The following is a 21322-nucleotide window of genomic DNA, read 5'->3' on the forward strand; positions in this document are numbered from 1 at the left end:
GATCAGTGCATGGTGAAGCCACCGTCGACGGCCAGCGTCTGGCCGTTGATCCATTCCCCGTCCTCCGAGAAGAGGAACGCGACCGCGGCAGCGATGTCCTCCGGTTTGCCGAGCCGAGTGGAAGGAATCTGCGCAGCCTGCTCCATCCGATTCTCCTCGGGAAGCGTCCGCAGGAGCGCTTCGGTCAACACCGTGCCCGGTGCAACAGCGTTACAGCGCACGCCCCGCCGCCCACCGACCTTCGCCGCATGACGGGTCAGCGCCTCCACGCCCAACTTGGCCGAGGCGTACGCGGCACGAATCGCCTCCGCCTTCCACACCGCTGCCGACATCGTGTTGACGATGGCGCCACCCCCTCGCTCGAACATCACCGGCATGGCATACCTGATCCCGTACATGTACCCGGTCAGGGTGACGTCGATCGTGCGCTTCCACACCTCGACCGGGAGACTGAGGATGTCATTCGTGCTGTCCAGCCCGATTGTGCCCGGCGACAGGTCGGCGGCGACGTTGAACAGGTGGTCCACGCCACCGAACTCCTCCTTGGCGAACTCCACCATGTCCCGGACCGATTCCTCGACCGACAGGTCGACGCTGGTGGCCACCGCCTTGCCACCATTCGCTCTGATCTCTTCAGCGACAGCCTCCGCTGCCGTCTGGCTCAGATCCGCAACGACGATGTGCGCACCCTCCGAACTGAGCCGATGTGCGGTGCTCGCACCAATGTTTCCAGGTGCCGCGCCTGCGATAACGGAAATCTTCCCGTCAAGCCCTCTCATCACTGCTTCCTTTCGGGACGCCGGGACTACCGACGGCCTGTAACCCTCAATATGCGAGCCTGAGGACTCGCGGTGACATGCACCACAATGGCATACAGCACGCGATTAGTGCCAGTGTGACATTCCGGAGGCTGGGACGACAGGGGCGATACACCCCTCTGTGCCCCCGCTAACCCCGGAGCGGGCCGGGTGCCGCCATGGCCCCGGGGGGCGCCCAATGGACCGCAGTCCGAACGAGAACTAGTCGCTGAGGCCTCCCCCTACACTCACTGCCGTGCCGCTGGTGTAGGCGCCTGCCGGGCTCGCGAGTACGACGGCCATGTTTGCCACCTCCTCGGGAAGCGAGTACCGACCAAGGTTCAGTGTGTCGAATGAATATTCGAGTGCGGCGCGACCCTGTGGGGTCGCCCCTCCCCGTAGTCGTTCCAGGGCGTGTGGGCCCACCATCACCCCCGGGCACAAGGCCACGGTGGAAATTCCCGTCCCCCTAAGATCTTCCGCCAGATTTCTCGTGAATCCGATGACACCGGACTTACAGCTGTTGTAGACGGTGAGCCCGGGCACCCGTGTCTTCCCGCCCTCGGACGCTATGTTGATAATTCGCCCTGATTTACCGGGGAGCATGACCTCTAGCGCAGCTCGCGTGGCGAAGGCCGTGCCAGTGAGGTTCAGCGCGATGATCTTCGAGATCGCGTCCGGTGCCAGACCAAGGAACGACCCGTGGGACCGCAACGCCCCGCCGGCGTTGTTCACCAGTACGTCCATGCCGCCGAGCTCCGCCTGAACTCGAGACATCGAATTATGAATATCGTCCCAGTCGGTGACATCACCAATGGTGGCGAAGGTTCTCACGCCCCATCGCTTCGATGCCGTTTCCGCCACCCCGCGGGCTACATCGAGCTCGAGGTCCAGGACGGCCACATTTGCGCCCGCCGACGCGAAACGGTTGACAAGCGCCTGGCCGAGGCATCCGCCTCCACCCCCCGTGACCACCACAGTCCTGCCACTCAGGTCGAGCAGATCACCTATCGGTCGGTCTCGGTCCCCGAACGGCATCGCGTCGAGAGCGAACCTCTCGACCACCGCTTGGTCAATTCCTGACAGTTCCACTGCCTGGTTCATCGCTTTGTCCAATCATCAGGCCTTCGGGGTTGACCCCGTGACGACGTGGTCCGGAGTACCGCCACGCCGGTTGCGTACTGCGTCCATCAGCGCCCGATCACTCAGGCCCCACCATGTCCGCAGAGCACCTGAAAGACACCGAGGCCGGCGGCCGCCGTTCGCAACCCAGCAGTGAGCAGCGGGGCATTTCGCCACCGCTGTGGCAACGTGACTAGCAGCGGTGACGTGTGCCACACTTGCATATTGCACATGTTTAGTGCCAGTGTGACACTTTGTGAAAGGAATGCGAACGATGGATGAGGCGACGCTGAAACCGGCCTACGACTACATCGTGATCGGGTCCGGCTCGGCGGGCAGCGTGTTGGCAGCCCGGCTCTCGGAGGATTCGGACACGTCAGTTCTGTTATTGGAGGCGGGTGGAGTCGACGACGCGCAGGACCTGGACTTGCCGATTGCATCGCCTCGCTTCCTGAAGAGCGCCTACGACTGGGACGACATCACCGAGCCCGAGCCCGGCCTCAACGGCCGCCGGATGGCCCTGGCGCATGGACGCGTTCTCGGCGGGTCGTCCTCGATCAACTCGATGATCTACCTACGCGGCAGCCGCGACGACTACGACGGTTGGGCGTCCACAGGTGCCACCGACTGGTCGTTCGACGACGTACTGCCCTACTTCCTGCGATGTGAGAACAACTCCCGAGGAAGCAGCGGCCTGCACAACGACTCCGGGCCGCTATCGGTGTCCGACTGCGGCAATCGGAGTGAGCTGAGCGAGAAGTTCGTTGCCGCAGCCGTCGAGGCGGGCCACCGCTACAACGAAGACCTCAACAGCTTCGATATCGAAGGTGTTGGATATCCGCAAGTCACACAGCGTCGTGGGCGACGCTGCAGTGTGTCCCGCGCCTATCTCGATCCGGTCAAACACCGCGGCAACCTGACCGTCGCCACCCACGCAATCGTCAGCGTATTGGTCTTCGACGGCACTCGGGTGGTCGGAGTCGAGGTGTCGATCGGGGGTCGGAGCGTTCGCCTCAACGCCGACTCCGAGGTCCTTCTGTGTGCCGGCACGTATGCCACGGCCCAATTGCTCATGCTGTCCGGAATCGGACCGGCCGATCACCTTCGCGCACATGGGATCAGCGTCCGCGCCGATCTGCCCGTCGGTCAGGAACTGCAGGACCACCTGCGCGTCGGCATGGTATTCGAATCTCTGCTTCCAGCGCTTCCGTCTCAGCTGACACCGGAGGCGTTCGCCGAGTACGAACGCCACGGAACAGGCCCGGTCTCCTCCAATGTGGGCGAAACGGCAGGATTTGTACGCTCGAACGTATCGGCCATCTCGGCGAACTTCCAGGTGAGCGGTGTTCCTGCCATGGTTGGGGCGATGATCGGGATGGAGAAGGACGGCTTCTCTCTGTGCGGCTGGGTTTGTCGACCCACCAGCCGTGGCACCGTCACTCTGCGAGACGCCAACCCGCTCAGCCGACCTGTAATCCGGCACAACTACTTAACCACAGACAGCGACCGTCGGATCACCTGCGAAGGCATTCGGCAGCTCCTGGAAATCCGCGAGGCTCCGGCGCTGGACGCGGTACTCAAGAGTACCCCCATCAGTGCGCCCACGAGCCTGGACGATGATTCGATCCTGGAGCACGTTCGTAGAACGGCCATGACCGCCCACCACCCGTGTGGAACGGCAGGTATCGGCCGGGTGGTCGCTCCGGACCTGAAGGTTTTCGGTATCGACCAGCTTCGGGTCGTCGACGCTTCGGTGATGCCTCTCATCCCGTCCTCGAATATCAACGCCGCAACGATCATGGTCGCGGAGAAGGGTGCAGATTTGGTCAAGCGCGACAGTGCCAGGCACCGCCACAGCTCTCTTCCAGCAGCATCCTTCTGACCACATTGCGACTGGACTCTCGGCCGCAGTCATCACATGAGGTGCAACTCCGGAGTGCCGTCCATCCCCTATTGCTCGGTGCCAGTTCGTTTGCCACCCATGCGTAGAAATCGTCCGTCGCGCCTCGTAGTCCCGACTACAGATCCCCATATCGATCACGACCACGCCCGGTTAGTGGACCCCAACCGAATTGAACACCCATGACCACAACAAATTCCGTCGAAGACGAGGTGCACGCGTACCGAAAGCTGCGCCGGCAACGCATACTCCACGAGCGAGCACGACTCCGATGCGCTGCCACTCAGATCGAGGCTCACAGAATGATCCGCTTCGCGCAGATCTGGATGCCGTATGGTGGGGCACCAGCTGATGAGATCTTTCTCAACTTCGGGCTGTCGAAACCCCAATTTACTGAAGAACTTCGTCGCGCAATCAACGACACAAGCTGTGACGAAGCAGTTCGCAACAGCCTCCACTCCGCCTATCGGTTAGACGGCCACGACGCGCCGACGTGACAGCTTCGGCAACCGGTGGAACATCCTCGAAAACCGTCGCACGATCCGCACCCTCGTGCCAGAGCAACGTCGGCAATATCGGTTTTCGTAACACCTGCTTGATCGCTGCGACGGTCGAGCAGCGAAAGCTGGATCCCGGTGGAGAGAGTGCTTTTGTTCTCGGGGTAAGGCATCCATATCGCTCCCATCCGGATTGTCGAACCGGTTGGGTGCAGAACCGCCGGCCGGTGGGCATCATGGCGGCCCGGCCGGCGGCCTGCGGCGAATGTGTTCCGTATCGAGCGAGATCTCGCAGTGGTCCGGGACCAACCACGGCCTTGGCCGGTGAATCCAAGCACCCGGGCTCGCGCAAGGCCGAGACCTCACTGTTGGCCGCGTGCTCGAAGTCCAATAGGTAACTCGCCGACAACGCCGAGCATAGCAATGCGTATTTGCAGCACTGATTCGTCGGTCATCCCGCAGGTCCGCGGGAGGCCCCCTGTTAGACGCGAGCCCACAGCCGCATCCAGAAAGGGATGCACGGGTGCTGGACTCCGTGCGTTACATCAAAGGAGCAGACAAGATGACCAATACCATTCAGCACGTCGCCACCTTCTGGCTCAAAGATCCGGATAACGCCGACCATCTCCAGGAACTTGTTGATGGCGCGATGGAACTCGCCAATGTTCCGGGAGTTACCGCGGTATACGCAGGTCCGCGCGCCAACACTGATTGGCCGGTACCCGATTATGACGTCGACGCGGCTATGGTTATCAGTTTCGAAGATCTTGAAGCTGTTGGTGTCTACGTTCCGCATCCGCTTCACCTAACGATGATCGACACCGTAGAACGACTCACCAAGCGCGTCCACGCCTATTACATCAACGCCTGAGCCCACCCCAACGACGCCTCGACGCAATCGCTGCCACAAAGGAATTCAGACAGCCAACGCCGAATAACTCGCAAATCGACCGCTAGTGCTACGACCCTAATTCAGCGACCTGCCTGGGCTTGAGCATGAGGTCATTGGGCCGCTTGGCATTCAGTATCTGCATATATATTTTTGGCTGCACAACGCCGGTCGGGACACAGACCGGCCCGGATGGTTGGTGGTCGCCCGATGGCCTTCTCACAGATGGAGGTCCTCGTTCGTCGCCGTCGGAAACGGTTGGGGGGGTCTACCCGTTGCCGACGGTCATGGATCCCGATGCGATCGCGAACCCCGGAGAAGTTGAAGGGACCTGCTTCTCGCGCCGCACCACTGCTCGAAGAAGGTCATGTACATCCCGGTCGCAGGCAAGGATGTCCTGCACGAGGACGTGTTGGACGCGTTCTCCGCCAACGCCCATCACGACGGCGTCGTCATCGTCAGCAGCAGTAAACCCGTTTCGTCCGAAGGATGAGCCGGGGATGGACCCACCGCACCGGAAGGCCCGCGACCGGTATCAGGGAAGTCGCCGAATTCATCTGTACGATGTCGTGGGGCAGCAAGGACGCTCCGTCCCCCGTGGTATTCGGAGTGGATGCCTCAGGCGCGCGGACGTCCGTGAGTCGGTGTCCGCCCCTCCCGAGCCGTCGACGTTTGGCCGCGGCGACGTCCGCCGCAGTGACAGTCGCGCAGGCACTGCCCGCTGCCACCGTGGCGGAGTCGCTGCCGACCGAGCGTGTTCAGGCCACGATCGCCGCCGACCGTGGCCGTGCCAACGCTCCCACTGCGCCGGTCGGGTTCGGTCGTTGAACGAGCTGGTGGCGGCACCGCTCGCCGACCAGGCATCTCGTCGAGGCCGGGCGCGCGATCGGTTGGTGGTTGGTGCCCGCTCATGCGGCGGGGTCGACGCGTTCGAGGCTTGGCTCGGGTGACGACGGTCTGGTCCTGGTCTCGGAACGTGTCGTGGTCTTTGACGATGGCGCGCAGGACCCGCACCCGCTGGCCGGGCTCGTAGTCGCGCACACCGGTGGCGAACCACTTGATCAGCGGGTTGCCGTCGGTACGAGCACCAGCAAGGTCTTGGCGCCGTAGTGGCCGTCGACGATGCGGGAGACGGTCACGGTGGCGTCGAGATCGGTGACCTTGGCACCGGTCGGGGCGATGAAACCGGGGACGAGGGTGACGCGTTCGGCTCGCAGCTGCTGCTTGCGGGCGTAAACCGCGACCAGCGACGCGGCGATCCCGACCGACTTCGCGGACACCTACTCCCCGGCGAGCAGGGTGCGGAGGTTCATCCCGTAATCACTGGCCGCATCGACGGACTCGACGGAGGCCAAGACGGCGTCGATCAGCTCAGGCTGCTCGGCCCGGATCCGCCGCGCCTCGGTCACCCCGTCTCAGAGTTCGCGGCGCACCGCCGGGTCGCGGATGAACGCCAGCCCCCACACCGCGGCTGCGATGGTGTCCGCGGTCGCGGTGCCTCTCTATCTGTCAAGCTGCACTTGCGGTATCCGCTTCGTTTAGTCGGTATCGGCGTTTCTCGTCGGCGAGCATGATGCGCCAGACGTGATCAGATAGGTGCCGCTTGAGGGCGCGCCTCGCCGCTGCGGGCGTTTTGCCTTCATCGATTTACTTGTCGTAGTACGCTCGGCCGGCGCTGGCGGGCATTCGGGTCTGGACCATGGCGACGGTATAGAGCGCGCTGTTGAGTTGCCGGTCGCCGTAGCGGGAGAGGCGGTGGCGGTCGGTGTCGGCGCTGGCGATCTGTACCGGTGCCGAGCCGTTGTAGTTGGCGTAGGCCGCGGCGGTCGGGAATCTGCTGGCGCGCCCCGTGCGACCGATCAGCCGGGCCGCGGTCACCGCACCGATCCCGTCCACCTCCCGCAGACGGGTGCCGTGCTCGTCGAGCGTATGGGCCATCTGCTTCTCGTTCGCCGCGAGCTGGTCATCGAGGCGGCGGATGTCGGCGATCAGATCTCGGCACAGACCGACGCGAGTTCGGTCGACGCCGCTGCGGGCACGGAAGCCCCGCAGCAGGGTGGTGGCCGAGGCCGCGGTCAACGAGGTCGGCGCTCCGCCGGCGAACAGCTGTCGCAGCAACGCGTGCAACTGATTGACGAGACGAGTCCGACTGTTAGACATATTCGTTCGACGCTCGTCGAGCAGCGCCAGGATGTCGGTCGGGCCCTCGGGGTCCACCGGGCGGGCGTCGCCCTGCAGGACGGCGACACAGGCCGCTGCGGCGGCGTCGATGCGGTCGTTCTTCCGTCGGCCGCCGCAGGAGAGTTGCCGGATCCGGGCGGTGGAGGTGGTCGGAACGTTGAGAACGAGTTCGCCGAGGACCAGTAGCCACTGGGCGAGGTGGTGGCCGAGTCCCTCGGCGTTCTCGACCGCCCATTTGCGCGTGGGCCAGGTCTTGGCCCAGGAGATCAGCGTCTTGTAGCCGGCGCGGGTGGCGTCGATGCGGATCGAGCCGAGGTCGGTGTTGGTGGCCGGGTCGACCGCGGTGGCGGTGTGGCTGGACTTGTGGGGATCGATGCCGATGACGATCATGGAAGGCGGTTCCCTTCTCTGCTGGGGATTGGGGAATCCGCGGAGGACAATCCGACTTCAAGTACCTCTCACAGCAGCTTGGGGTCACGCCTCCCTTCAGTCACTCCGCGAACGCAGGCCGGAAGGGGCGACACACCGCCACAAAGTCAACCCGCAGGATGGGGTGACAGGAATCTCAGGAGTCAACCCTTCCGGTCTGTTACGGCACATTACGGGCAGCTAACCCGACCACGGACCGCTGACACGACCATAAGTCGGGAATCTCACGGTCGCGGGCCCGGGCGCGGGAAACGTAGCCGCGCCCGCCGTCGGAGAACGCCAGGGCGAGGGCGATGGTGTCGAGTGTGTGCAGCGACCGGTCCTCACCGACTGTCGGTTCGCCCCACCTCTGCCCGCCCAGGGCGGGCAGGTGCTCGTCGAGGTCGTATTCGAGGGTCCACAGTCCGGCGACCTTCACCCCGAGGAACAACGTGATGCAGGAGGCGCCGACCTGCGTGATCTCACCGGTGTCGCCGTGGCGCAGCACGTACTTCCTTGGCGCGGCGGCGGAACTTTCCGGAGTAGTCGTAGTGCGGGGTGTCCGGGCGATTCCAGCCATCGAGGTTCTGGCCCGGTGCGCAGAAGGTGACGTAATCGGCTTCCTCCTCGACCAGGCGGGCGGCGAACACCCAGCCGCCGAACCCGATCTGCGGGGCGGACAGGGTCAGGCGCACCTGCTGCTGTGCGGTGGTGATACCGAGGGCGTTGGTCTCCTCGTGGGTGTCGGGGTCGAGTTCGTAGGTGAACCGGTCGGCGATGGGGGTGCGCGCCAGTCGGGTGTTGGCCTTGTCGATCTGTTCCAGCGCGGCCGGCAGGTTGGTCATCGGCAGGTCGTACATCACGGCTCCCCCATTCGTCGCGGTCTCACTTCTCCATCACTTTCCAACGTGACATCGTGAGGATGCGATCCGGGAGGGAACCGGCCATCGATCGGCACCGGATGCACGCACCGGTCGCGAACCACGACGAGCTGCGAGACCGACCGAATGGATCGCGATGGGGACTCTGATCGACCCGACCAACAGCAGCACCTCTACCAGGGCACCTACGAGGAGATGCCCGACAGCACCCCGGAACGGCACGGCGACTTCGAGCGGCGGACTGGGAGATGCAGTTCGTGTCCGCACTGACGAGGATGTTGACCGATCGGCACCCGGACGCGGGGGTGTATGAGGTCGAGAGCCTGGAATGGGCCGACTCGTGGATGACCCTGGTTGTGCGCGTGTGGTTTAGAGAGGCATCGCACGTGGTCGGGTGGCAAGAGCATCTGCCGACTGTGCGATCAGGATTCACCCCGGACGATCCCCATGTGGTGCCCGGCGCGTGGCACACGGGTGAGTTTTCCCCCTGCTACGTACCGAATCCGTACCTGCCGGGCGCCGACGGTATCCACTGGATTCGTAGACGAGGATGAGCCCGCACACCACGTCTACCAGGCCTGACGACACGTCCCTCCCGACGAGAGCGCCCCCCATCGACATCGATGCGGGGCACTGCGTTGAGAAGGGATTGTGGAGGCTGCTGTCGGTTATCCGCGTGAGAGTCCGGGCCGGGTCTGGATCTGCCCGGGATTGCCCTTTGTCTTGCCCACGGTCCATTCGCCGTCCGCACCGCACACCAGGGCGCCATTGCGATCGCCAGGCTTGCCGTACGTCACCGTCTCGTTGCCCTGCGAGTCCGTGTTCACGATCGGACACGGCCCACCGGTGGGACCGTTCGGACCGATCGGCTCGGCCTGAGCGACGGACGCCGCCCCGACCGCACCCAGAACCGAAAAGGCAGTAAAGGCGATAGCGGCAACGGTTCGGCGGGCGTTGATCATTCAGTTCTCCTGAGGATGTCGGGGAAGTGCGTCGGTGACAGGTACAACTCTGCCCACTCCAGCGCCCGATCTGAAGCAACCCGAGGGGTCAGTTCACCCACCCAGGAGGGGAAACACCCCACCCCACCACGAAGTTGGCCTGTCATCACATTCACAGTGGTATGTCCGCTCTGGATCTGGATACTCGGGCCGCTCTTCGTGGATTGTCGCCATTGCACTTGATGTCCTATCTACTGGGAGCCGGGAAAATCCTGGGGTGCACGGGGTTGAGGTTCGTCGCAGCGGGTCGATGGTGCTGGTGGGTCGCGGTTTCGCGGCCTACTCCAGCAAATTGGCCGCCAGGTCGTCCCAGTCTTGAGCCGCTGCCTTGCTGCGGGCCCTGCGATCGTGCGCGACCTGGACCGCCAGACATCCCAAGCGGAGCAGCACCGGAACGCTCACGTGGCGCAACGCCATACCCTTCCGATCATCGAGGACGATCATCCGCGCCAGCGTCTTCCCCGCCGACGCGAGACCGACCAGCGAGTGCGCTGCGAGGAGCAGCTCGTTACGCCGTGCCTGTTCCCGCTCGTCGAGGCGGGCGCTGCCGGTGGACGCGTACGCCCGGGCATGCACATGGGTGCGGAGAATGACCTCGGTGGTGATCACGCTGAGCGAGGGTGTCAGTATCCCGGATCGCACGTTCAGCCCGTTGCCCGCCGAAGTTCCCAGGTACACCTCGTGCGCGAACGTGCGCAGTGTCCGGTTGTCGAGCTCGTACAGCCAGGAGGAGCCGGGCATCGGCAGGCTCATCGGGGTCACCACGTCCGCCGCCAGGTGCTGGGCCCAGAGGACGAGTGCCTCCGGGAGCGAGTCGACCTCCCGAAACCGGCCCCCGACGGTGACGTCGTGTTTGGTGCCGTAATCCCAGCGGACGCCGCGGAACTCGCCCGCCCGGATCTGCCGCAGCGCCTCGAACGGCCGGCCCAGATCGTGTCCCGGGGAGCGGACCCGGTGCGCGCGGCCGCCGAACCCGGGACCGGTGTAGTCGATCGGCAACCTCTTACCGGCCCGCTCCCACCCGCGCATCCACCCGGTCTTCCTCGTGGCACCCAGCCCGCGGGCGACCGCTCCGTCGACGGCGGTGTCGTACCACACCGCCACCACCCCGAGCACGGTCGCGAACCCGACCGCGAGCACGTCCTCGCGGTCCCACCGGATGCGCTGCCGGGCCCGCCACCGGTCGAAACCGGCCCGCTGCTCGGGGGTGAGTGCGGCGTCGAGGTCGACATCCGTCCAGCCACGCCGGGCCCGGAGCCGGTCATTGGCGGCCGTCAGCTCCGCATACGAGAGATACTCGGTAATGTCGTTCTGCTGCAGCCGGTCCGGAATCCCGCCGGCCAGGGCGGTGTCGGTGGCCGATTCCAGTTCGGCGAGGCGGCGGCTGAGGGTGTCGAGGTTCCGGTCGAGACTGTCGTCCATGCTGCTCATGGCGCGGCGGTTTCCGGGAGACGGTCCAGGATGACTTCGAGTGCCCCCTCGGCCCGTTTCGCGTCCGCGTGCTGTCTGCGCAGTTCTTCGCGCAGTTCCTTGTTCTCCGCGGTCAGGCGTGCGTTCTCACGTGAGAGTTCCCGGATCCGGTCCAGGAGTCGCTCACCGTCGGCGGTGACCTTCTCGAGCCGCTCCTGCAGACTCAGGACGACGCGGCGTTGCTTCTCGTCCTGGTTCTCCGCCTCGATCAGCACACACCGTGCGATCAGATCCAGGCGTATCGCCTCCGCCACCATCTGACCGGTCGTCCACGGTGTCCAGCGGGCCCCGGCCGCGGCGACGCCGGCTCCGGCGATGCCACCGAGGCCGGTCACCAGGGCGGTGCCGCCGGCGATGCCGAAACCGCCGGCGGCGATCGCGCCGCCACCGAGGGTGGCCAACCCTGCAGAGGTCGCGGCTGCCCCGGTCAATCCGGCGGCGCTGCCGATCGCGGCGCCGATCGCCGGTGCCGCCCACCCACCGGTCGCCACTCCTGCTGCCAGTCCGGCCGCACCGATGACGGCCACCTTCCCCCAGTGCACACTCTTACGCCGCAGCCGCCGGAGCAGCAGTGTGTGCTCGTCCCGCATCCGATCCAGATCCGCCCGGTCCAGGTGCGGGAACTCGTCCACCAACGCCTCGAGAGCCGTGCGGCGGGTCGCGGTATGCCAGGAGGCTTTCGGCGGCCACGGATCGAACAAGATGAGGTCGACAAGCACCAGCAACGACCGCTCCCGCGACCCGAAGCATCGCGGAAGACGCCGACCCTGGTCGGCAATGACGTCCGCCCCGGTCTCCAGGGTGTCCATGTCCACCAACAGCGCGGTCAACCACTCCGGGCGGTCGCGCCGATCCTCCGCCGCCACCCGGCGGAAGCCCGCCACCGCATCACTGAGCACCGCTTCCTTGACGGCCACGGACTTGCCGGACTTCGTCGCATCGATATCCGACTGCATCAACGACACCTGCATCGCCGCCAACGCCACCGACTCCGACCACTCCAACGCCCCGACCGGATCACCATCACTCGCGGGCATGACCACCCCCTTCCCACCCATCCAGAAGGGCCAGTATCGCTGATCGGCCCGACACCGCGGCCAAGACACCCTCGGACCACGGTGATGAGTCAGTCCGACTGCACCTCAGTGTCATTCACTCGAATGACAGGGACGGCGGACGGCCGGATGCCCCCGCCTTTCCGATCCGCTTCATCATCGATGTGCTCGAACGGACGTGCTCGGGTACCGCGGACTGGCACCGCAACGGACAACAAACCAACTGACCGACGCGCTGTGTGCGGTGGCTTCCGGATATGTGATGCTCTCGCTTATGGATGACACTTGGTTTGGACGGGACCTCCCTGCGCTGCGTGCAGTTGTCGAGTACTTCGAGGCACACAATGTTCCGAGCGACCTGCCCCACAGGATCGCGGCGGCCGGAGAAATTGATTTGGCTGAGTTTGGGGCCGCGCTGTTTGCCCTCGTGCACGAGCAGCCTCCGTACTTCTCGATGTTCAACGCCGATGCGGACGGCGTCCAGCTCATCGGTGCACCGACCGGCCACGCACGCCGGGCCGTTGGAGCCTGGCCGACGGCAGCTGCGTTGGCCGAACAGATTGTTGACGCTCTAGCAGAGATCGACGAGCCCGAAAACTCCGAGCGCGGCTCGAAGCTAACAAAGCTCCGTGACGGAATCGGGGGTGTAGGTCGAGACCTCTTTGTCGACGTCGTGTCGTCCGTGATCACCCGATCCGCCGGGCTCGGCTAGGTCGCTCGATAATGCTGAAGTGACTTCTCATCTCAAGCGTCTCTTCTACGCGGTGCCGGCAAAGGTGTATGGATGGTCATCAGCGGCGTTGATCACGAGCATGTTCGTGCTGTGGTCGATCGCGTTGCTGCGGTCACCGACTACAGCCAAGGACTGGGCGAGTCCTCTTGTCGCTGTCACCGCCGTCGTTGTTGCCACGTTCGCGATGTTGCAGTCCCGCCGGTCAGCGGATGCTGCGCACCAGAATCTGACCATCTCCGAACTCCAGGAAAAGCGTCGCCGGCACGGTTGGGCGCTTGAATCGCACCCGAACGCCGACCGGTATGTGCTCCGGAACGTCGGGACTGTCACCTCGACCGACGTGAAGCTGGACGGCAACTTCTTCCATCTGCGGTTTGTCACCCAGACCGAAGGTCCTGTGACGATCGCGCCTGGCGAAGCGCGCTCGTTCGATGCGATCCCCAGCTTCAGCCAGCACGGAGTCGAGATCGCGGTTACGTGGGTGCCCGAGAACGAGTCTGAGCGGCGTACCTGGGTCGAGGTACTGCAGCCCTCGCAAGCGGGGGCAGCAGCCCGTAGAGAACGTGAGCAACGCAGTGCCACCGCCCAGGCCTGGGACAGGCAACGGGCCGTCGCCGACCGCGACGAGTACCTTCGGCTGTTGTTGCAACTCGGGGACGCGTACTCCGCGTACAAGCAGGATCCGACAGCCGCGGGCATGAAGCTGCGCGTTCAACTTCTCGTGGCCGCACTGCCGCCCTCCCTCGCTCGGGAAATCGGCTACGAAGTCGATGTGGCTCGTGACGTTTGGGGAGACAGCGAATACCCGTTGGAACAGTGTCTTGCCGAGGAAGATCGCCATCTCGTCGATGACCTGCTACCCGAAATCGAGTTGATGTGGAACGTACGAACAGTCTCTGGCTACTCGGTCTACGGGCCGATCGGAGCAGAAGGACCTGACACTGAGCCGCGGGTGTGGTGGGCGATCCAGGGCTACGTCGACCGAGTGAAGGAGCGAGAATCGGGAAACCGTCAGCTCCGTCTGTCACCTCAGGATAGGACGCACCGCGAGCAAGCGAAACGGTGGATCAAAGATGCACAGGCCGACTTGTCCGCCCAACGAGCGACGTCGGGGATCCCTGATTCCGCGGAAATCGACGGCGCCGACGGACAGTCAGCGTGAACAGTTCACTGCCGTCCGGACGTGGCCCTTATTTGCTGGGGAACCAGCGAACCACGTCCTGCCTGCGGGATACCGCGAAGCACACCGGGCACGGCGGAGAAGCGCTTGGTCGGGCATCCGTGAGTCCATACGCAGTGTCGAGGTGGTGGCGCGCTTGAGATTAATCGTTTCCGTATTCGGGCTCCATGTAGTCGCCGTAGTCGCCGGTTCCGGAGAACTCGTCTTCTAGACCAGCTGCCGAGATGAGTTCCCAGCTGTCAAGGATTAGACGGCAGGTTGGGCAGCTGAAGTAGTCGGCCGATATCGTTAGATCGACCCAGACGTCGTAGTCTTCCTCGCTGAGTTGTTCGTACTTGGTTTCTGTTGTGAGAACGTCCTCACCTTCGAGCGTGCCGGTGTCACCGCAGGCGGGACAGGTGCCTTCGCCGCTATGCGACAGCCCTGCGGTGAGGTGCACAGGCTTCGTCCATTCAGCGGCGACCTTCGACGACAAGTTGCCCGACTGATATTGCGCCAGTCTCTGTTTGGCTCGTGAGATCAGCATTTCGACCCGGTGCTCGATATTCTTCTTGTTCTGTGTGAGGTGGTTCTCCACGACGCTGACCCGATCAAGGCCCACCAGATCTTCGAGATCCTTGTCTTGTGCGTGTACAAGGATGATGGCTTGAGCCCAGAACCGTGGCCACCATGCGTCAGCGGGAATCTTCGTGAATGCGGCCGCCCCACCATGCAGATAGTTGTTCCTCGCTCGCATGATAGCACCCGCTTCCTTTTCGTCGAAGGGGCGAAATGCTTTGCTGGACCGACTCATGAGCGTGTGTGCCGCGACCGAGGTAAAACGTGCATCACCGTCCACCAGGCCACTCGCGATGAGCAAATTGGTACCGTCTTCGGAGGGTGATGCGATCAAAACGGGAGACACTCGAGCCAATGCCGCCTTGGCCAGAAGTTCGAGAGCCAGAGATGCCCACAGCCCCCGTTCGTCGAAATCGCGCGGCTCATCGTCGTCCATTGCGTGGCTGAGGAACAACTTTGCCTTCATCCACAGCGCCTGTTCGTCGTAGGCGTCGCTCATCGATGTGCTCCCGTCTGGAATGCGATCCTTGTCAATACTCGGCCGGTGTCTCTTTCAGCGACGACTGCGCGTGCATGAAGTGCCCGCTGGTTGTCGATCACGAGGAACTGATTGTGCATGGTCCAACGGTGTTGAACTGCGTGGTGGGCGCAGTCGCTGAAATAGCGTTCTGCGATCCTGCCGCGCTGATTGCAGGGAGCCATGCATCCTGGGTCGTAGCGCAACCCGTCCTTGTAGGTATAGGCAGTGGTGAGAAACCGGTCGCTTCCACCGTGGACAGTGAACATCGCATCGACGAGATGGGAAGGTCGATCGATCGGCGCCCAAAGCAGGGTGGGGGTGCTATTCGGCGTTTCGGTGTGGAGCACGACGATGTCCGGGGGGCGCCGAAGGTGGGCGCCGTCCGTGTGCAGAGGTTGCGCCCCCAGGCCGTAGACTGCACTCAACGAACGTGGGTGCGCGTGCTGCGCATCCAGAGGGCGAAGCATGGAGACAGTAGGGTCGCCGTGACGGGTCGCAATTTCAATCCAACCAAGTCGCCCGGCTTCGGCCCTGATCATCGACAGCGTTCCGGATCCCGTCGTCCATCCTGTCTTTCGAGCTGCCGCGGCGAGGTGGGTGAGTTCTCCGCCGCGAGCCGGGAGTGGTAGTTGCGCTTCGCCGATCATTCAGTACTCAGACCCTGTTGGTCGAACGCAGCGAGTTGATCTTGGAGTGCTTTCATCTCCGCCTGTGCTTTCGCGAGGCGCTCTTCGATCTTCTTTCGCGATGGCCGCGACTCTGCCTTTTCCTTGTGCGACTTCTTGCGCGGAAGGAGCCAATCGACTCCCTGGTAGGTCACGATGGTCCGGACGTGGGGGCATGTATAGCAGAGCCGCTCCGGTGCCGGCCTCGGCCACCCGGCCGCCAATTGCCTTCTCGTGTGTTCGCGGTCGCGGTCACTATCGTTGTCCGGGTCCATTGCCCACAGTTGTTCGAACTCATCGGTCATGTCGCGTTGCCGTTTTGCACTGACCGTTGTGGGTCCGTCCGATGGTTGCCACTGAAGCTCGCTGACCACTTCCGTGGCATGTCCACAGGCGAGAGTCACGGTCCAGAACGCCGAGGAACGTGGCTCGTCATGACGGATCTTTTTCCATGTCTCTGCGTCGATGTCGTGGAGTGGTTCCAAAGGATCCGCCGGAAACGTGTGCTCGCGTCGCGCTCCCCACTCGATGATGTCTTGATACTGCTCGTGTGTTGCATCCTCGTGCCGACACCACATCTGCCCCAGTGGTAGATAACTGTTGTGCACGGGGTCGGGATAGCGCCCCTCGGCAGGAAGGTCCTTATCGCCGTGTGTGAGGACTTCGCGGATACACCCGCAGGTGAGCTGGACTCGCCATCGGTACAGCTCGTCGGGGGCGGGCGCCCAGAACGGCCACAGCGCTGAAGGAATTTGTGCGCGGCGGCGGGCATTGAGCGCTTCGTAGTCATGGAGCGCCTCCGCGTGAGCTTTGGCCTTACCCGGGATGCGGCGCGCGACCGCCGCCGCGGACGAGGGAGATGCTGCCGTATTCGGAGGGCGGCACGCGCTGGTCGGTGTTTCAGACATGGCTTGGGTCTCCTCGGTTCGGCAGTGTTTCAGTTGCATAGGTCGGGGCGTGCAATCGGCTGAAATCATCTGTCCAGCCGGTGCCATGAGCCGCTCGGCCAGTCATGTGCGGCCTGTTTCACGCTCCTCGGCACAATCCGGTACTTCGCCGGCCCGTGTAGTTCTTGCGGTCCAGGTGCGTTCGAGCCGCCCACCGTCGGTGCGTTCCCGGCGCTCGATGTGCTCCGGTCCCCGGTCCACCGCAAAGGTGCGGTACAGGTCGTAGCGGGTGACGGCCGGCGATTCCTCGCTGACCTCACGGGCGTTGACCTCGCTGACGGACCTGCCGTGGAGCGGTTTGCCGTCGGGGAGCCGCTTGTCGGTGAAAAGCCGGTCGACGGCCGAGATCGGGAGCCACCGCCCACCCATCCGGGACGCCGGGTCGTCTCCAGAGGCATTCAGGGCGGCAGTGAGGCCCTGCTGCCATCGGTGCACGATTCGGGCGGCGGCAATCTCTTGGGAGGCTTCGACGTCGGCGATGTGGATTGTGTAGTGCTCCCGCTCGAGGCGGGTGACCAGTTCGGTTGCCCATGGCTTCCAGGCCATGGTGCCGTCGATGATCACGTTCTCCCCCACCGACAGCGAGTGTGCGACGGCCGTTTCGAGCAGAATATTCGATTCGATGTGCACCAGCGCGGACAGCTCGTTCGGATAGAACCGGCTCGTCTGCCCCGGCTTTGCCCGAAGCTCGTCGGGCAGCAGTTGCTGCAGCGAGCCGTCCGCGACGGTCGCCGTGAGGAGGCGGAGTTTGAACTCGTCCGCGTCCAGATGCCGCCACCCCTGGGGGTGCTCCCCCACCAGGTGGGCTTGGGCGGCGGATTTGCCGGCGCCGGGCGGGCCTGCCATCAGGATGGACACCCGGTCCCGGCGGACCTGCGTACGGGAGCTGCGCCAGTCCGTGAGGATCCGCTCGTGCAGCCGCAACCGTGCCCGGGTGGGGATCGGGTCACCCTTGATCCGGCGGAAGTACCGGCGGTCGTTGATCGTGGCGTGCGGGGTGTCGATCGTCAGCGGGCCCCCCGGTGCGGACAGTGAGGCGAGGAAGGCACGGCGATCCTCTACTTCAGGGGTCGGCACAGGTCAGTCGGCCAGTGCGTCGAGGATCAGGTCGTAGTCCTCATCGGTGAGGAAGCCGTGGGTGAGCGCGCGGCCGACCTGGTGGTTGAAGCCGCCCTCCGTCTGGGGCCGGACGTCATCCACATCGGGGTAGCCGCTCGACGCTAGGGGCCTGTCGTACTTCCAGCCGATCAGTTCTGCACGCATCGTCGCCGGATTGATCTCTCCGGCCGCGCACCGGGCGGCGACCTCATAGGCGGTGCCTCCGTGGGTGCCGGGACGAACATCCGGGGCCTCGATGCGGGCGCGCTGGAGCATCTGGCTGATCGCCGGCTGGCTGACGCCGTTGACCTGCGCCAGCCGGGTCTGGGTGACCCCCCCCTCGTACAGTTGCCGTAGGTTGCGGAGGAATCCGATATGCGCGACCACCTCACGTGCCCGGTTTTCAGCCATGCTGGAGAACAACCGGTCCCGGTCCATCATGATCGTCATAACCCGCACCTCCTCTATAAGTAATCTTATACCCGCAGTTCCAGGCCGTAAAGCCCGCCGCGACCAAGCAGGCACCCCGAGACTCGTGGGCGGGCGGCCCCTCGCCAATCCGCACGGAAGGAATCAGGTCGGATCCCACTACAGTGGTTCGAGACTGTTGAGCTCGTCGAGCACCTGATCGACCGCGGTGGTGGGGATCCGGAAGTCTGCGTCCTCCGATGCCCGGAGGCGGTCGCGTACCTCGGCGAGCATGGCGAGTTCACGTTCGAGGTCGGCTGCGGTGCGGTCGCTCACGGACCCATCCTGCCCCGAGCCGGTTGCGATCAAAATCGTGCTGCCTTGTTGGCGTCGAGAAGAACGCCGGCAGCACGGCATTGTGGGCCAAATTCTGCTTCGGAGGACATGCTGTCACCGCAGGTCAGATGCCCCGCCCTGCGAACCAGTCCTCGACCGGACGGATCACCGGTCGTCCGGCCGGCCGGGTGTGTGCGGCCCGTACTGTTCGCCCTATGTCCGTGCGCCCCGGCAGCAACCTCAACACCGACGCCGCGCTGCCGTCCCTGGCCACCGACGACACCTCAGCGGCTCCCCACATCCTCGCGGTACCGGCCCACACCGGAACGGACATCGAACTGCGGATTCACACATCCATCACCCGGTTCGATGTCGCCGCCGAACAGTGGTTCCCCGCTGCGGTCGGCTTCGTGGTCGCGGTCATCGTGCACATCGTCGACGCGGCGAACGGCGGGCCACGGTATCTGCCGCCCGCCAAACCTGCTGAATGGGCGCGAGCGATCTTTTCCACCGCCGGCGCCGCGCACGGCTACTTCCTCGGCGCCGTCGACCCAAACACCGGCACCCACCGGCGCGGGCAGCTCACCTACCGCCTCTACCTCGACACCGACCGGCAGCCGATACCCGTGCCGCGGCAGCTGGTCACCTGCCCGCACTACCTACTACCTGGCCTCGACGGCAGAGCCGAGATCACCATTCCCACCACGGTCTGACCCCACGGCAGAAACCAGATACCGCGGCGCCGACCCAACTCGACCGCACAAGGTCGCTCGAGGCCATCAGGAAAGCCTGCGAGCGAGGACGTTCCGGATCGCCGACTGCAATCATGGTTTTCGTGCGGCCGCCTTCACCCCGGGCGACGACGTCCCAAGCCGCGTACCCTCCCCACCCCCGCCGGCCGCACCTCGGGTCAGGTCAAATCCTCAGTGGGAGCGGAGGCGGCATTGTCCTTGATCGACGCAATCCCGTTCTGTGCCGCCGCCTTCGAGGTGTACCCCTGGTCGCGATGATCTCCCCATTGGCTGCCCTTCAGGTGAAACCGGAACTTGCCGGCCGCGTCCTTGAAAAGCTCGAACTTCGCAGTCCTCGCGCCCCTCCTCCGTGTGAGCCCACGCCGGTCGCAGACACCGCCCCTCACGGTAAACCCATCAATCCCCACCGGCGGCGGAACTATCATTACGGCGACGCGCCTGACCACACCCGGGGACATGTCATCTTCGCAGTTCAGGCGATGTGTTCGGCCTTGGTCTCTACCGTGGCCGGGCAGAAAGCACCGCAGTGGAGATCGGGCCACCTCATCAACAAGTTCGAAAATAGTGTGATTGTGTGGATCACAATCCCTGGACTTCCCCACTGCGGCTCGCGAAGATCACTCATGCGCCGCTCGTCACTACGTGCAGGTTGACCGTGTAGCGCCCCTGCCAGCTGATATCCATCGTTGGCGGGAGCTGCGCTTGGCTGTCCCCCAACAGAACCCGCACCGCCATTGGCTGACACAAGTTGCTCGGCCGCGACCGTTCGCCGACGGTGTCATCGATGAGGCGATCGCAGTCGGCGGTGTGCAGCAACCGCGTGATCCGCGCGCAGTGCACGATCTTCATGTAGATCGGATCGAAATTTGCCCGCGCAGGTCTCGTCGGTCGGCCGCCTCATGCGGGTTTGAGCCTCATGCCACGTGAGGTGCCGGGCGAGGTCGCCGCCCGGCACCCATGCCGCGAGCTTCCTAGACGGTGGAGCGTGCGGTGCCGACGAACTCGCCGATCCACGGAACCACGGCGTCACGCACCTGAATCGGTCGTGTAAGCAACCCGTTCGACAGCAGCAGGTCGGCGGCGCGTTGCTGTTCGTCCAGGAATTCGTCGGTGACCGGGTTGATGCCGAAGGGTCGTCCGCGCAGCGCAGCCTCCCACGCGTCGAGACTTGCTGTGCCACCTCGCCGCTCCACGTCGTCGACGAAGTACTGCGCGGCCGCGCGGGGATTGCGCTCGATCCATTCGTCCGATTCCTGCAACGCCTCGATGATTGCGCGCAGTTGCTCCGCGTTGTTCTCCGCGAAGTCTCGGCGGGTGAACCACAGTGACGGATGACTGAAGAGGCCCTCGGTCTCGACGAGGGTGCGCAGCTCGGTGTCCGCTTCGATGTCCGTCAGTCCCGGGTAGGCGCCGACCCACGCGTCGATGGCACCGCTGAGGAGGTCGGCTCCGCCGCCGCGCACGTCCGTGTCGACGGGCACGATGTCGGACCATGTCAGTCCTACCCGGTCGAGTGCGAACAGCAGCAGCGTGGTCTGCCAGGACCCATGGGCGATACCGACCCGTTTCCCCCGCAGATCGACGACGGACTCGATGCCCGAGTCCGCCGTCACGACGAGGCGACCGTTCTCGACGCGGGGACCGGAGATGCCGATGTAGACGAGGTCACGGCCGTGGGCCAGGCCGGTGATCGGCGGGGTGAAGCCGGTGCCGATGACGTCGTATCCGCCGTCGTCGAACAGCCAGTCGGAATGCAGGGTCGGCAGGGCATTGACGGGATCGACGGACGGCTTCGACGGGAGTTCGCGAAGGTCGACCCATTCGATGTCCGGTAGCCGGCGTTCGAGTATTCCGGTGTGCCGGAGCACGAAGAGCGAATTGTTGTGCGGGAAGTATCCGACGCGCACTGTCATGATCTCTACCT

The 21322-nt window shown here is 64.4% G+C and carries 27 protein-coding genes; 8 read left to right on the top strand and 19 right to left on the bottom strand.

Annotated features, from left to right (window positions below; translation table 11 throughout):
• Window positions 1-2 precede the first annotated feature (2 nt).
• Both ACFU5V_RS28485 and ACFU5V_RS28490 read right to left on the bottom strand, forming a co-directional pair.
• Window positions 3-779 (bottom strand): SDR family NAD(P)-dependent oxidoreductase, encoded by a 777-nt coding sequence (locus ACFU5V_RS28485; protein ID WP_378703240.1) that lies wholly within the window; start codon window positions 777-779, stop codon window positions 3-5.
• Between the two features lie 240 nt (window positions 780-1019).
• Entirely contained in the window at window positions 1020-1901 is an 882-nt protein-coding gene (locus ACFU5V_RS28490; RefSeq protein ID WP_378703241.1) for an SDR family NAD(P)-dependent oxidoreductase, read from the bottom strand.
• 292 nt (window positions 1902-2193) lie between these two features.
• Between ACFU5V_RS28490 and ACFU5V_RS28495 the strand changes: the two genes are divergently transcribed.
• The 5 genes from ACFU5V_RS28495 to ACFU5V_RS28515 all read left to right on the top strand — a co-directional run bounded on the left by ACFU5V_RS28495 (window position 2194) and on the right by ACFU5V_RS28515 (window position 6033).
• A complete protein-coding gene (locus ACFU5V_RS28495; protein WP_378703242.1) occupies window positions 2194-3801 on the top strand; it encodes a GMC family oxidoreductase in 1608 nt (535 codons plus the stop codon).
• A gap of 320 nt (window positions 3802-4121) precedes the next feature.
• Window positions 4122-4316 (top strand): hypothetical protein, encoded by a 195-nt coding sequence (locus ACFU5V_RS28500; RefSeq protein ID WP_378703243.1) that lies wholly within the window; start codon window positions 4122-4124, stop codon window positions 4314-4316.
• Between the two features lie 562 nt (window positions 4317-4878).
• Entirely contained in the window at window positions 4879-5187 is a 309-nt protein-coding gene (locus ACFU5V_RS28505) for a Dabb family protein (RefSeq protein WP_378703244.1), read from the top strand.
• A gap of 385 nt (window positions 5188-5572) precedes the next feature.
• The gene (locus tag ACFU5V_RS28510; protein ID WP_378703245.1) at window positions 5573-5698 is read left to right on the top strand and encodes a hypothetical protein; all 126 of its coding nucleotides are present in this window, start codon (window positions 5573-5575) and stop codon (window positions 5696-5698) included.
• Between the two features lie 203 nt (window positions 5699-5901).
• On the top strand, window positions 5902-6033 hold the full coding sequence (locus ACFU5V_RS28515; RefSeq protein WP_378703246.1) for a hypothetical protein: 132 nt from the start codon (window positions 5902-5904) through the stop codon (window positions 6031-6033).
• Window positions 6034-6266: 233 nt separating this feature from the next.
• On the opposite strand, the gene ACFU5V_RS28520 is transcribed toward ACFU5V_RS28515, so the two are convergent.
• The 8 genes from ACFU5V_RS28520 to ACFU5V_RS28555 all read right to left on the bottom strand — a co-directional run bounded on the left by ACFU5V_RS28520 (window position 6267) and on the right by ACFU5V_RS28555 (window position 12183).
• Window positions 6267-6485 (bottom strand): hypothetical protein, encoded by a 219-nt coding sequence (locus ACFU5V_RS28520; protein ID WP_378703247.1) that lies wholly within the window; start codon window positions 6483-6485, stop codon window positions 6267-6269.
• On the bottom strand, window positions 6486-6614 hold the full coding sequence (locus ACFU5V_RS28525) for a hypothetical protein (RefSeq protein ID WP_378703248.1): 129 nt from the start codon (window positions 6612-6614) through the stop codon (window positions 6486-6488). It abuts the gene before it with no gap.
• 238 nt (window positions 6615-6852) lie between these two features.
• Window positions 6853-7776: an IS110 family transposase gene (locus ACFU5V_RS28530; protein ID WP_378703249.1), complete on the bottom strand. Its 924-nt coding sequence runs from the start codon at window positions 7774-7776 to the stop codon at window positions 6853-6855.
• Window positions 7777-7975: 199 nt separating this feature from the next.
• A complete protein-coding gene (locus tag ACFU5V_RS28535) occupies window positions 7976-8302 on the bottom strand; it encodes a hypothetical protein (RefSeq protein WP_378703250.1) in 327 nt (108 codons plus the stop codon).
• Window positions 8277-8654, bottom strand: coding sequence for a hypothetical protein (locus tag ACFU5V_RS28540; RefSeq protein ID WP_378703251.1), 378 nt, complete (start codon window positions 8652-8654; stop codon window positions 8277-8279). Before ACFU5V_RS28540 ends, ACFU5V_RS28535 begins: the two co-directional genes overlap by 26 nt.
• A gap of 689 nt (window positions 8655-9343) precedes the next feature.
• Window positions 9344-9637: a hypothetical protein gene (locus tag ACFU5V_RS28545; RefSeq protein WP_378703252.1), complete on the bottom strand. Its 294-nt coding sequence runs from the start codon at window positions 9635-9637 to the stop codon at window positions 9344-9346.
• 318 nt (window positions 9638-9955) lie between these two features.
• Window positions 9956-11107, bottom strand: coding sequence for a hypothetical protein (locus ACFU5V_RS28550; protein ID WP_378703253.1), 1152 nt, complete (start codon window positions 11105-11107; stop codon window positions 9956-9958).
• On the bottom strand, window positions 11104-12183 hold the full coding sequence (locus ACFU5V_RS28555) for a hypothetical protein (protein WP_378703254.1): 1080 nt from the start codon (window positions 12181-12183) through the stop codon (window positions 11104-11106). Before ACFU5V_RS28555 ends, ACFU5V_RS28550 begins: the two co-directional genes overlap by 4 nt.
• 292 nt (window positions 12184-12475) lie before the next feature.
• Here ACFU5V_RS28555 and ACFU5V_RS28560 point away from each other — a divergent pair, with 292 nt between their 5' ends.
• Window positions 12476-12913: a hypothetical protein gene (locus ACFU5V_RS28560; RefSeq protein WP_378703255.1), complete on the top strand. Its 438-nt coding sequence runs from the start codon at window positions 12476-12478 to the stop codon at window positions 12911-12913.
• A gap of 19 nt (window positions 12914-12932) precedes the next feature.
• Window positions 12933-14096 (top strand): hypothetical protein, encoded by a 1164-nt coding sequence (locus ACFU5V_RS28565; protein ID WP_378703256.1) that lies wholly within the window; start codon window positions 12933-12935, stop codon window positions 14094-14096.
• Between the two features lie 160 nt (window positions 14097-14256).
• On the opposite strand, the gene ACFU5V_RS28570 is transcribed toward ACFU5V_RS28565, so the two are convergent.
• From ACFU5V_RS28570 to ACFU5V_RS28595, 6 genes are all read right to left on the bottom strand, one after another.
• Window positions 14257-15171 carry a hypothetical protein gene (locus ACFU5V_RS28570; protein WP_378703257.1) on the bottom strand — a complete coding sequence of 305 codons (915 nt, stop codon included), beginning with the start codon at window positions 15169-15171 and terminating at the stop codon, window positions 14257-14259.
• Window positions 15168-15839: a hypothetical protein gene (locus ACFU5V_RS28575; RefSeq protein ID WP_378703258.1), complete on the bottom strand. Its 672-nt coding sequence runs from the start codon at window positions 15837-15839 to the stop codon at window positions 15168-15170. The genes ACFU5V_RS28570 and ACFU5V_RS28575 overlap by 4 nt, the downstream gene beginning before the upstream one ends.
• Window positions 15836-16765: a hypothetical protein gene (locus ACFU5V_RS28580; RefSeq protein WP_378703259.1), complete on the bottom strand. Its 930-nt coding sequence runs from the start codon at window positions 16763-16765 to the stop codon at window positions 15836-15838. Before ACFU5V_RS28580 ends, ACFU5V_RS28575 begins: the two co-directional genes overlap by 4 nt.
• Before the next feature lie 102 nt (window positions 16766-16867).
• The gene (locus ACFU5V_RS28585; protein ID WP_378703260.1) at window positions 16868-17881 is read right to left on the bottom strand and encodes a zeta toxin family protein; all 1014 of its coding nucleotides are present in this window, start codon (window positions 17879-17881) and stop codon (window positions 16868-16870) included.
• A 3-nt stretch (window positions 17882-17884) separates the two neighbouring features.
• Window positions 17885-18352: a hypothetical protein gene (locus tag ACFU5V_RS28590; RefSeq protein WP_378703261.1), complete on the bottom strand. Its 468-nt coding sequence runs from the start codon at window positions 18350-18352 to the stop codon at window positions 17885-17887.
• 138 nt (window positions 18353-18490) lie between these two features.
• Window positions 18491-18646 (bottom strand): hypothetical protein, encoded by a 156-nt coding sequence (locus tag ACFU5V_RS28595; RefSeq protein WP_378703262.1) that lies wholly within the window; start codon window positions 18644-18646, stop codon window positions 18491-18493.
• 215 nt (window positions 18647-18861) lie between these two features.
• Between ACFU5V_RS28595 and ACFU5V_RS28600 the strand changes: the two genes are divergently transcribed.
• Entirely contained in the window at window positions 18862-19359 is a 498-nt protein-coding gene (locus tag ACFU5V_RS28600; RefSeq protein WP_378703263.1) for an N-formylglutamate amidohydrolase, read from the top strand.
• Window positions 19360-19556: 197 nt separating this feature from the next.
• On the opposite strand, the gene ACFU5V_RS28605 is transcribed toward ACFU5V_RS28600, so the two are convergent.
• The 3 genes from ACFU5V_RS28605 to ACFU5V_RS28615 all read right to left on the bottom strand — a co-directional run bounded on the left by ACFU5V_RS28605 (window position 19557) and on the right by ACFU5V_RS28615 (window position 21311).
• Window positions 19557-19856, bottom strand: a complete 300-nt coding sequence (locus tag ACFU5V_RS28605; RefSeq protein ID WP_378703264.1) for a YegP family protein — start codon at window positions 19854-19856, stop codon at window positions 19557-19559.
• Between the two features lie 163 nt (window positions 19857-20019).
• The gene (locus ACFU5V_RS28610) at window positions 20020-20247 is read right to left on the bottom strand and encodes a hypothetical protein (RefSeq protein ID WP_378703265.1); all 228 of its coding nucleotides are present in this window, start codon (window positions 20245-20247) and stop codon (window positions 20020-20022) included.
• A 122-nt stretch (window positions 20248-20369) separates the two neighbouring features.
• Window positions 20370-21311: an ABC transporter substrate-binding protein gene (locus ACFU5V_RS28615; RefSeq protein ID WP_378703266.1), complete on the bottom strand. Its 942-nt coding sequence runs from the start codon at window positions 21309-21311 to the stop codon at window positions 20370-20372.
• Window positions 21312-21322: the final 11 nt, after the last annotated feature.

This window comes from Rhodococcus sp. NPDC057529, from assembly GCF_042802055.1.
GTDB lineage: Bacteria > Actinomycetota > Actinomycetes > Mycobacteriales > Mycobacteriaceae > Rhodococcus_F.

Excerpts from the sequence above, each read along its gene's own strand:
- ACFU5V_RS28545 (WP_378703252.1), bottom strand. The coding sequence starts at position 9,637 with ATGATCAACGCCCGCCGAACCGTTGCCGCTATCGCCTTTACTGCCTTT.
- ACFU5V_RS28510 (WP_378703245.1), top strand. The coding sequence starts at position 5,573 with ATGTACATCCCGGTCGCAGGCAAGGATGTCCTGCACGAGGACGTGTTG.
- ACFU5V_RS28485 (WP_378703240.1), bottom strand. The coding sequence starts at position 779 with ATGAGAGGGCTTGACGGGAAGATTTCCGTTATCGCAGGCGCGGCACCT.
- ACFU5V_RS28575 (WP_378703258.1), bottom strand. The coding sequence starts at position 15,839 with ATGATCGGCGAAGCGCAACTACCACTCCCGGCTCGCGGCGGAGAACTC.
- ACFU5V_RS28550 (WP_378703253.1), bottom strand. The coding sequence starts at position 11,107 with ATGAGCAGCATGGACGACAGTCTCGACCGGAACCTCGACACCCTCAGC.
- ACFU5V_RS28500 (WP_378703243.1), top strand. The coding sequence starts at position 4,122 with ATGATCCGCTTCGCGCAGATCTGGATGCCGTATGGTGGGGCACCAGCT.
- ACFU5V_RS28605 (WP_378703264.1), bottom strand. The coding sequence starts at position 19,856 with ATGTCCCCGGGTGTGGTCAGGCGCGTCGCCGTAATGATAGTTCCGCCG.
- ACFU5V_RS28570 (WP_378703257.1), bottom strand. The coding sequence starts at position 15,171 with ATGAGCGACGCCTACGACGAACAGGCGCTGTGGATGAAGGCAAAGTTG.
- ACFU5V_RS28615 (WP_378703266.1), bottom strand. The coding sequence starts at position 21,311 with ATGACAGTGCGCGTCGGATACTTCCCGCACAACAATTCGCTCTTCGTG.
- ACFU5V_RS28580 (WP_378703259.1), bottom strand. The coding sequence starts at position 16,765 with ATGTCTGAAACACCGACCAGCGCGTGCCGCCCTCCGAATACGGCAGCA.
- ACFU5V_RS28505 (WP_378703244.1), top strand. The coding sequence starts at position 4,879 with ATGACCAATACCATTCAGCACGTCGCCACCTTCTGGCTCAAAGATCCG.
- ACFU5V_RS28490 (WP_378703241.1), bottom strand. The coding sequence starts at position 1,901 with ATGAACCAGGCAGTGGAACTGTCAGGAATTGACCAAGCGGTGGTCGAG.
- ACFU5V_RS28555 (WP_378703254.1), bottom strand. The coding sequence starts at position 12,183 with ATGCCCGCGAGTGATGGTGATCCGGTCGGGGCGTTGGAGTGGTCGGAG.
- ACFU5V_RS28560 (WP_378703255.1), top strand. The coding sequence starts at position 12,476 with ATGGATGACACTTGGTTTGGACGGGACCTCCCTGCGCTGCGTGCAGTT.
- ACFU5V_RS28610 (WP_378703265.1), bottom strand. The coding sequence starts at position 20,247 with ATGAAGATCGTGCACTGCGCGCGGATCACGCGGTTGCTGCACACCGCC.
- ACFU5V_RS28600 (WP_378703263.1), top strand. The coding sequence starts at position 18,862 with ATGTCCGTGCGCCCCGGCAGCAACCTCAACACCGACGCCGCGCTGCCG.
- ACFU5V_RS28530 (WP_378703249.1), bottom strand. The coding sequence starts at position 7,776 with ATGATCGTCATCGGCATCGATCCCCACAAGTCCAGCCACACCGCCACC.
- ACFU5V_RS28590 (WP_378703261.1), bottom strand. The coding sequence starts at position 18,352 with ATGACGATCATGATGGACCGGGACCGGTTGTTCTCCAGCATGGCTGAA.
- ACFU5V_RS28495 (WP_378703242.1), top strand. The coding sequence starts at position 2,194 with ATGGATGAGGCGACGCTGAAACCGGCCTACGACTACATCGTGATCGGG.
- ACFU5V_RS28540 (WP_378703251.1), bottom strand. The coding sequence starts at position 8,654 with ATGTACGACCTGCCGATGACCAACCTGCCGGCCGCGCTGGAACAGATC.